Genomic DNA, 2,384 nt, shown 5'->3' on the forward strand with positions numbered 1-2,384 from the left:
CGCAAAGAAGACGCGCGATTCCGCGATGCATTTAACGCGCAGCTCAATCTGTTGCGCAGCAATGGTACCATGGAGCAGCTCTATGTCGTGAAGTACGGGATTTCCAACTGGGACGCGCTGGTAAAGCTCGCCAAAGCCAGCGATGCTGAGGCAGGCTGCGAGTAACGGAGCGATTGAGGTGGAAGCAGTCCTTGAGTACTGGCCTTCACTGGCACGTGGCTTGTTCGTCACCGTGTGGGTCGCGTTTTGTACCATTTCGGGTGCAGCGCTTGGCTCCATCGTCCTCGGCCCGCTAAGGCTCTCCAAGAGGCCAGCGATACGAATAACTTCGATGCTCTTCATCGAGATCATTCGCGGTCCGTCGGCGCTGGTCTGGCTGTTCTGGGTCTTTTACGTTCTGCCGCTCATACCATGGGTGCCGCGGCTCAGTCCGATTACGGCATCCATCATTGTCTTGTCGCTACTTGGTGCCGCCTACGGTGCCGAGATCGTTCGCGGTGGCATCGAATCGATCCATCGAGGGCAGACGGACGCTTGCCACGCGCTTGGACTGAGCAAGATCCAGAGCCTCACTAAAGTCGTGCTGCCGCAGGCGCTTTCGCAGATCGTTCCTGCATTCGGCAGTCTGGCGAGAGATATGGTCAGGTGGACCTCGATCGTGAGCTTCGTCGGCGTGCAAGACTTGCTCTATGTTGCCAATAACGTGCGCAGCCAGACCTTCGAGACGGCCACCGTTTTCTGCCTCTTGGCCGCCCTTTATTGGATTCTCTGTCTTATCTGCGCTGCATCATTTCAGGCGATCGAACGGGCGCTTCCACTCAATCGTGCCTTGCGCGCCGTGCACCTGAGGGGGCAGGGCGTACCCGCAGCGGAGGCGCTGGCAGGAGTGCCCCAATGACGTGGGACTGGAGCTTTGCCTTTGCCATTCTGCCGCGCCTCATGCTGGGCGTTTGGTATACCGTCCTGGTCACGCTTGCGAGCTCGGTCATAGCGCTCACGGTCGGCCTGCTGCTTGCGATCTTGGAGAATGTAAGTACGAGGCTCGGACGGGCGTTCGTGCGCTTCCTGCTCGAACTCTTTCGAGGTGTGCCGATCCTTGTCCTCCTCTACTTCGCCTTCTACGTCCTGCCCGAAATCGGACTCACATTTCCAGCGATGCCGATCGGCATCGCCGTATTGGGCGTGGTCTATGCCGCGTTCTGCTCGGAGGTCTATCGCGGCAGCCTGATCACGATCCCGATCGAGTTGCGCGACGCCTGCGTGGCGCTCCATTTGAGCCCGTATGTCACATGGCGACGCGTGCTGATTCCTCTGATGGTCAAGCGATCCGTGCCATCGCTGCTCAACTATGTGCTCGCGCTGTTCCGGAACTCGTCATACCTGTTTGCCCTCGGAGTCCCGGTGCTGATGGGGCAGGCCAACACCGTCGGCTACGAAAGCTTTCGCTACGTTGAGCCCTTCACGCTGGCCGGCCTCATCTACATCGTGATGAACTTGCCGTTCCTCTATCTGCTTTCCCGATTGAAGGACAAGCATGTCTAGCACCGTGGAATTCAACCGCCGTGACCCCTCCGCGGCCTCAGGCCCCGCAGCATTCAATGCGGAAGACCCGCAGTGCGCTCCCAAATCGCCAGAGGCCATCTATGCGATCGAATTCGAGAAGGTCTCGAAAGCCTTCGATGCTCACCGCGTGCTAGCCGAGCTCGACCTGCAGGTGCGCCCCGGGGAGAAGGTCACGCTGATCGGCCCAAGCGGTTCAGGAAAAACGACTGTACTGCGGCTGGCCATGGCCCTGGAAAAGCCCACCAGCGGCGATATCCGCCTTTTCGGAGAGAGCATCCTGTTCAACGCGGCCGGCAAACCGCTTTCGAGCCCACGGGAGGCGCGCGTTCGCCGTCGCTGCGGCATGGTCTTCCAGCAGTTCAATCTTTTCCCGCATCTGACCGTGCTGCAGAACCTGATCTTGGCGCCGACGACGGTGCTTGGAGAACCCAAGGACCAAGCCGAGGGAAGCGCGCTCGACTATCTCCGCATGGTGGATCTTGAAGCCAAGGCCCATGCCTATCCGGCTCAGCTGTCTGGAGGTCAGCAGCAGCGCATCGCAATCGCACGGGCACTCATCTTGAAACCTGAGGTACTTCTCCTGGATGAAATCACCTCCGCACTCGACCCTGAGCTCGCCGCAGAAGTTCTCGATGTGGTCCGAGGCGTGGCCCATGAGACGAAGGTCACGTTGCTGATCGTCACCCACGAGATGCGCTTCGCGCGCGAGATCTCCGACCGTGTCCTCGTCTTCGACGCCGGACGCATTATCGAGCAGGGCTCGCCCGACAAGATCTTCAGCAATCCTGAAACCGCACGCACCCGCTCGTTCCTGCAATCCG

Annotated in this window: 3 protein-coding genes; all 3 read left to right on the forward strand. The window is 59.8% G+C overall.

The window, feature by feature from the left end; translation table 11 throughout:
* The first annotated feature begins 142 nt into the window (after positions 1-142).
* On the forward strand, positions 143-898 hold the full coding sequence (locus H8A92_RS40225; RefSeq protein WP_229200774.1) for an amino acid ABC transporter permease: 756 nt from the start codon (positions 143-145) through the stop codon (positions 896-898).
* Positions 895-1,542, forward strand: a complete 648-nt coding sequence (locus H8A92_RS40230) for an amino acid ABC transporter permease (RefSeq protein WP_229200775.1) — start codon at positions 895-897, stop codon at positions 1,540-1,542. The genes H8A92_RS40225 and H8A92_RS40230 overlap by 4 nt, the downstream gene beginning before the upstream one ends.
* Positions 1,535-2,384 (forward strand): amino acid ABC transporter ATP-binding protein (locus tag H8A92_RS40235; protein ID WP_229200776.1); only part of this gene is annotated, 850 nt, incomplete at its 3' end. The genes H8A92_RS40230 and H8A92_RS40235, both read left to right, overlap by 8 nt.

Source organism: Bradyrhizobium acaciae (genome assembly GCF_020889785.1).
Classification (GTDB): Bacteria; Pseudomonadota; Alphaproteobacteria; order Rhizobiales; family Xanthobacteraceae; genus Bradyrhizobium; species Bradyrhizobium acaciae.

Excerpts from the sequence above, each read along its gene's own strand:
- H8A92_RS40230 (WP_229200775.1), top strand. The coding sequence starts at position 895 with ATGACGTGGGACTGGAGCTTTGCCTTTGCCATTCTGCCGCGCCTCATG.
- H8A92_RS40225 (WP_229200774.1), top strand. The coding sequence starts at position 143 with ATGCTGAGGCAGGCTGCGAGTAACGGAGCGATTGAGGTGGAAGCAGTC.